This window comes from Oleiphilus sp. HI0066, from assembly GCF_001635725.1.
Genome location: NZ_LWFH01000480.1, coordinates 1 through 5,606 on the forward strand (window position 1 = coordinate 1; position 5,606 = coordinate 5,606).

The 5,606-nt window shown below is 45.3% G+C and carries 7 protein-coding genes; 3 read left to right on the plus strand and 4 right to left on the minus strand.

Annotated features, from left to right (window positions below; all coding sequences use genetic code 11):
- From A3738_RS06800 to A3738_RS06810, 3 genes are all read right to left on the minus strand, one after another.
- Positions 1-323, minus strand: a 323-nt coding sequence (locus tag A3738_RS06800; protein WP_197473656.1) for a hypothetical protein, incomplete at its 3' end; no start/stop codon positions are given.
- 21 nt (positions 324-344) lie between these two features.
- Positions 345-941, minus strand: a complete 597-nt coding sequence (locus tag A3738_RS06805) for a LemA family protein (RefSeq protein WP_068502296.1) — start codon at positions 939-941, stop codon at positions 345-347.
- A gap of 110 nt (positions 942-1,051) precedes the next feature.
- Complete coding sequence (locus A3738_RS06810; protein ID WP_068476261.1) at positions 1,052-2,176, minus strand: phosphoserine transaminase; 1,125 nt, start codon at positions 2,174-2,176, stop codon at positions 1,052-1,054.
- Between the two features lie 209 nt (positions 2,177-2,385).
- Here A3738_RS06810 and A3738_RS06815 point away from each other — a divergent pair, with 209 nt between their 5' ends.
- Positions 2,386-3,576 carry a thiolase family protein gene (locus A3738_RS06815; protein WP_068476262.1) on the plus strand — a complete coding sequence of 397 codons (1,191 nt, stop codon included), beginning with the start codon at positions 2,386-2,388 and terminating at the stop codon, positions 3,574-3,576.
- A 66-nt stretch (positions 3,577-3,642) separates the two neighbouring features.
- On the opposite strand, the gene A3738_RS06820 is transcribed toward A3738_RS06815, so the two are convergent.
- Positions 3,643-4,245 carry an FMN-dependent NADH-azoreductase gene (locus tag A3738_RS06820; protein WP_068475621.1) on the minus strand — a complete coding sequence of 201 codons (603 nt, stop codon included), beginning with the start codon at positions 4,243-4,245 and terminating at the stop codon, positions 3,643-3,645.
- A gap of 120 nt (positions 4,246-4,365) precedes the next feature.
- Here A3738_RS06820 and A3738_RS06825 point away from each other — a divergent pair, with 120 nt between their 5' ends.
- Positions 4,366-5,289 (plus strand): LysR substrate-binding domain-containing protein, encoded by a 924-nt coding sequence (locus tag A3738_RS06825; RefSeq protein ID WP_068476263.1) that lies wholly within the window; start codon positions 4,366-4,368, stop codon positions 5,287-5,289.
- Positions 5,290-5,302: 13 nt separating this feature from the next.
- Positions 5,303-5,606 (plus strand): hypothetical protein (locus A3738_RS06830; RefSeq protein WP_156504024.1); only part of this gene is annotated, 304 nt, incomplete at its 3' end.

Below are 5,606 nucleotides of genomic sequence, written 5' to 3' on the forward strand. Positions count from 1 at the left end.
TCAGCGACAACATGGCCACCCTTACTTAAGTCGGACCACTTTGACCACGTAGCCACCGCAATCACACTGACAATAATCGCGCTAACAATGGCGATCTTGTCCCAACCAAAATTATCAATGATCGCGAGCAAGGCTTGATACCAAGGCAAGCTAGAAACGTTAATTCGCTGGGTGCCGGCTAAGTTACCAATATCGCTAAACCAAACAAATACGACAAACAAAGCATTGGTTAGAACGACCAAGACAAATACAGCCAAACAAAAAAGCAGAATCAAACGCTGACTCTGCTTTCGGGCTTCTTCCTGTGCCAGGTAGAAATTCACGTTTTATCCTTAAAACAGATTTTAGAAACTAACTTTAGGGGCCTGCTGAATTGCTGCTGAGTCTTCAAACTCTAACAACGCTGCATCTTTACTGTGACCAAAGGTTGGTGCGAAAAAGTTGTTCGGGAAACTTTGACGAAACACATTGTAGTGTGTGACGGAATCATTAAACGCTTGGCGCGCAAATGAGATTCGGTTTTCAGTAGAAGTGAGCTCTTCGGTAAGTTGCGCAACATTCTCATTGGCTTTTAACTCTGGATACGCTTCCACCGCAACATTAAGCGCACCGAGAGCAGATTGAAGCATGCCTTCGCCCGATGCTAATTTGCCTAACGCTGAGGCACTCGCGGGATTTTGAGACGCAGCCTTCAAACCGGCAAGTGCGGTGTTTCGAGCACTAATCACAGCCTCAAGCGTTTCTTTCTCATGGCTTAAATACGCCTTAGTTGCTTCAACCAAGTTAGGGATCAAATCGTAGCGGCGCTTTAATTGCACCTCAATTTGCGAAAAGGCATTTTCATATTGATTTTTGAACGCGACTAAATTGTTGTAGATGCGAACGATATAAAAAGCAACAAAGATCAGAACGATCCATGAAATGATGGTTGAAACTTCCATAAGACACTCTCCTTAAAGTAATTACTTAAGACTAGATGACTTATGGAAGTCTGTGTAGCGTGACACGCAACTAAGATAGAGATTAGCGTCAAATGCTAAACACTGATGAATTATTGTACTTCTTGATACGCCCAAGATAACCAAGACATTAAGGCCTCAACGTCACTCGCCTCTACCGTCGCGCCACACCAAATACGCAAACCATCTGGCGCGTCACGATAAGCACCGATATCAAAAGCAACATTTTCGTCAGCCAGAAGTTTAATCATGGCTTTAACTTGCTCTGGCGTCGCGTTCAATTTTAAACACACACTAGTGTTCGATAAGGTATTTGGATCTTGCGCTAAGAAGTCGATCCAGTCATTTGCCGCGACAAACTTTTCAATGGCAGCTAGGTTTGCTTGAGAACGATCAATCGCACCCTGCAATCCACCAAGACTATCCACCCAAGCAAGTGCATCGAGATAATCGGCCACACATAACATTGATGGCGTGTTGATTGTTTCGCCACGGAAAATACCTTCAACCAGCTTCCCTTTTTTAGTCAAACGGAAGATCTTAGGTAAAGGCCATGCAGGCGTGTATGACTCTAGGCGCTCAACCGCTTTAGGGCTGAGAATTAACATGCCATGCGCACCTTCACCGCCGAGTACTTTTTGCCAGCTGTAAGTCACTACATCTAGCTTTTCCCATGGCATGTCCATAGCAAATACCGCTGACGTAGCATCACAAATGGTTAAGCCTTCGCGATCATCAGCAATCCAATCGGCATTCGGCACCTTTACCCCTGCCGTGGTCCCATTCCATGTAAATACCACATCATGCTTCGGGTTAGCCTGCGACATGTCTGGTAATAAGCCGTAATCAGCGTGGTAGTGATTCACGTCATCCAACTTCAATTGGTTGAGAATATCTGCCACCCATGTTGAACCGAACGACTCCCATGCAAATACATCCACTGGTCGAGCACCAAGCAATGACCACAGAGCCATTTCAACGGCACCTGTATCAGAAGCTGGAACGATGCCAACTCTGTAACCTTCGGGTAAACCTAGCAAACGCGCTGTTTCTGAGCAGGCACGACCTAAAGCGTCTTTGCCAATAGCCGCACGATGCGAACGACCAAGCGTAGAGATATCTAAGTTATTGACGTCATAACCCGGGCGCTTACTGCATGGGCCTGATGAAAAATTAGGGTTAGCAGGCTTAAGGCTTGGTTTAGTAAAACCAGTCATATACTCTCCAGACAACAATAAGTGGGATGCTAAAAACAGGCCGGCAATGCTATCACCAGACGTGGGCTAAGTCACTGAATCAACAGAGCGCCATAACCATTATAACGCGCACAAACTTTGCTCAACTATTTCCTGATTGGGCTACTTACATTAAACTAGCGCGCCTCTAAAAGAGCGATCCGATTAACCTCTGATGTATAGGAATAAACATGTCAGCATATTCAGATAACGATGTCGTCATCGTTGCAGCAAAACGTACCGCAATGGGTAGCTTCGGTGGCAGCCTAAGCACAACTCCAGCTCCAGAACTTGGCGCAGCAGCGATTAAAGCGAGCATCGAGCAGGCTGGCATTGCAGCAAGCGATATTGATGAAGTGATCATGGGTCACGTTCTTCCAGCAGGTGTTGGTCAAGCCCCAGCTCGACAAGCATCACTTGGCGCAGGCATCCCAGACAGCGTGCCAACCACAACGATCAACAAAATGTGTGGTTCGGGCATGAAAGCAGTGATGCAAGCATTTGACGCGATCAAGGCAGAATCTTGTGAGTTAATGGTTGCTGGCGGCCAAGAAAACATGTCGCTTGCACCTTACATTGTTCCTAAAGCACGCACGGGTTACCGTTTAGGTCACGGCGAGCTTCTAGATCACATGTTCTATGATGGACTTGAAGACAAGTACACCAGCAAATTGATGGGTAAGTTTGCTGATGAAAACAGCCAAGAAGATGGTTTAAGTCGTGAAGACATGGACGCGTACACCTTGCGTTCACTAGAGCGTGCTCAGACAGCGACAAACGAAGGTTGGTTCGCTGAAGAAATTGTTCCTTTCACAGTTAAGTCGCGTAAAGGTGAAGTTGTTTTTGATAAGGATGAGCTTCCTGGTCAAGCACGCCCTGAAAAAATCCCTTCACTTCGTCCAGCATTCGACAAGAATGGCGTTGTAACTGCAGCTAACTCATCAGCAATTTCTGATGGTGCGGCAGCTGTAATTCTTTGTTCTGGAAAAGTTGCAAAAGAAAAAGGTTTAACGCCACTAGCGGTAATTCGTGCGACTTCTTCTCACGCAGAAGCTCCAGCGAAATTTACGCACGCACCATGTGGCGCTATTGAAAAAGTATTGAACAAAACAGGTTGGGCTTCAGCTGATGTTGACTTGTTCGAAGTGAATGAAGCCTTCGCAATGGTTGCAATGACAGCAATGAATGCGCACAACATTCCAGCTGAGAAGATCAACATTCACGGCGGTGCAGTAGCACTTGGTCACCCTGTTGGTGCTTCAGGCGCACGTATTATTGCTACGTTGATCTACGCCCTTAAGAAAGAAGGTAAGGCAAAAGGTCTTGCTAGTTTGTGTATCGGTGGTGGTGAAGCGACTGCAGTAACACTAGAACTTATCTAATAAGTTCGGGGTCGGAGTACATATGTACTCCGACCCCAATATTCCTAACAACAACCCGGCTTCCGACTAAAACGATTCAGCTAGTTCTTCAATTTTCGCACGCGCTTTCTCAGAAGCAGCATCGCGATTCGCATTCGTTGCATCCGCAGCAATCACCTCAACATTTTTTACGCCGATAAATGCTGCAACTTGCTTCATGTACGGTACAACGAAATCGACAGGACTGCCTACCGGCGCGCCACCCGTTGAAACAACTAAGTACATCGTATCAATGTTCAACAAACCCTCTGGGCCATTTTCTGTATAACGGAAAGTTTCACCAACACGACAAATCATATCGACCCATGCTTTTAGTGACGCTGGAATACCAAAGTTATACATTGGTGTTGCGATCACCAAGGTGTCTGCTTCTTTTAACTCTTTAACAAGTTCTTCGCTTTGGCTGATCAATGATTTCTGTTGATTTGATCGATCATCTGCGGGTGTATAAAACGCACCTACGTGCTCACCTGTAATGAACGCAATATCGTTTTTTGAAACATCACGCTCCACGACGTTGGCGATCTTTCCCGCGACCTTTTCATTTGCCAACAACTCATTGGCGAGCATACGGCTAGTTGAATTTTCACCTTGAACACTTGCTGCTACTGAAAGAATATTTTTAGCCATTTTGGCTTCCTCAAACTTTGATTTACTAAACGTTGATAAGAAGTATAAGCATTGTATTCAAACGAATAAGCAGGTACTTTTGCGCTATATAATCAAAATTTTTGAACAATAAATAATGACATGAATCTACACAGTCCAATTACGATCGAAGCACTTAAAGTCTTAGATGTGATTGATCGCAGGGGAAGTTATGCAGCAGCGGCAGAAGAACTCGACAAAGTCCCTTCCGCGCTGTCTTACGTCGTACAAAAACTTGAGGAACAGTTGAATGTCACCTTGTTTCAGAAGCAGGGACGACGCTCAGTACTTACCCCCGCTGGAAAGCATTTACTAGACGAAGGCAGAATTCTGCTTAACTCAGTAGAACGTCTTGCAGAACAAACGCAGAACGTTGCTCGAGGTTACGAAAGCAGAATTCGTGTCGCCATTGATACCATCATGGATATACGACCGGTCTATTGCGCTTTTAAAAGCTTCGTAGATGAACATCCAGACATTGAAATAGACATTCAAGAAGAAGCTTTGAATGGTGCTTGGGAAGTTCTGATTTCTGATGAAGTTGATTTAGTCATTGGCGCCGTTGGTCCTGTACCTCAACAAAAAGGGATTCGAACCGAAGAGGTCGCGCAACTTGACCTTGTTTATACCTGCTCGCCCGACCATCCTCTGGCAAAAAGTACTTCACCAATTAAGATTGAAGATCTAAGCAAAGTTCGTCGTGTCGTCACGCACGACAGCGCACGTGAAGCAGTTACCTGGACGAGAGGTTTACACTCTTCGTTGAAGGATCAGGTGCAACAGCGCTTTTATGTCCCCAATACTTATAACAAGTTAAATGCTCAAAAAGCAGGTATCGGCGTTGGTTTCTTACCACGATACCTGATTAGAGAAGAACTCAAGGCAGGTAAACTTGTTGAGTTGCCGCTCGACAATGCGCGCCCACAACCAAGCACGCTCTACATGGCTTGGAAAATGGTAAACCAAGGCAAAGGCTTACAACGCCTACGCACCCTTATCCAAAAGCAATTAAAAGAACAGGAATAAATCAGGACTTACAATGCATCAATACGCTCGCACCCTCATTATTTTACTCTCCATCATTGCGCTTTTTTGGGCGAATCCAGCTTCATCAAAACCACTCGCCAATCTAAAAAAATTGGAACAGGCAACTGACTTATTTATGGAGCAAGTTGCAAAAGGCGATAGCGAATCAGCTCTTAATTTGATCTCTGCTTATGCTGGCGTAAATCCTGAACAGTTCGCACAACGCAGTGCTCGGATTATTCAAGACATGCAGCGCATCGAATCAAGTGCGGGTAAAGCCTTAAGCTACGCAAAAGTAGATACCAAAAGTGTTGGCG

Excerpts from the sequence above, each read along its gene's own strand:
- A3738_RS06815 (WP_068476262.1), top strand. The coding sequence starts at position 2,386 with ATGTCAGCATATTCAGATAACGATGTCGTCATCGTTGCAGCAAAACGT.
- A3738_RS06825 (WP_068476263.1), top strand. The coding sequence starts at position 4,366 with ATGAATCTACACAGTCCAATTACGATCGAAGCACTTAAAGTCTTAGAT.
- A3738_RS06820 (WP_068475621.1), bottom strand. The coding sequence starts at position 4,245 with ATGGCTAAAAATATTCTTTCAGTAGCAGCAAGTGTTCAAGGTGAAAAT.
- A3738_RS06810 (WP_068476261.1), bottom strand. The coding sequence starts at position 2,176 with ATGACTGGTTTTACTAAACCAAGCCTTAAGCCTGCTAACCCTAATTTT.
- A3738_RS06805 (WP_068502296.1), bottom strand. The coding sequence starts at position 941 with ATGGAAGTTTCAACCATCATTTCATGGATCGTTCTGATCTTTGTTGCT.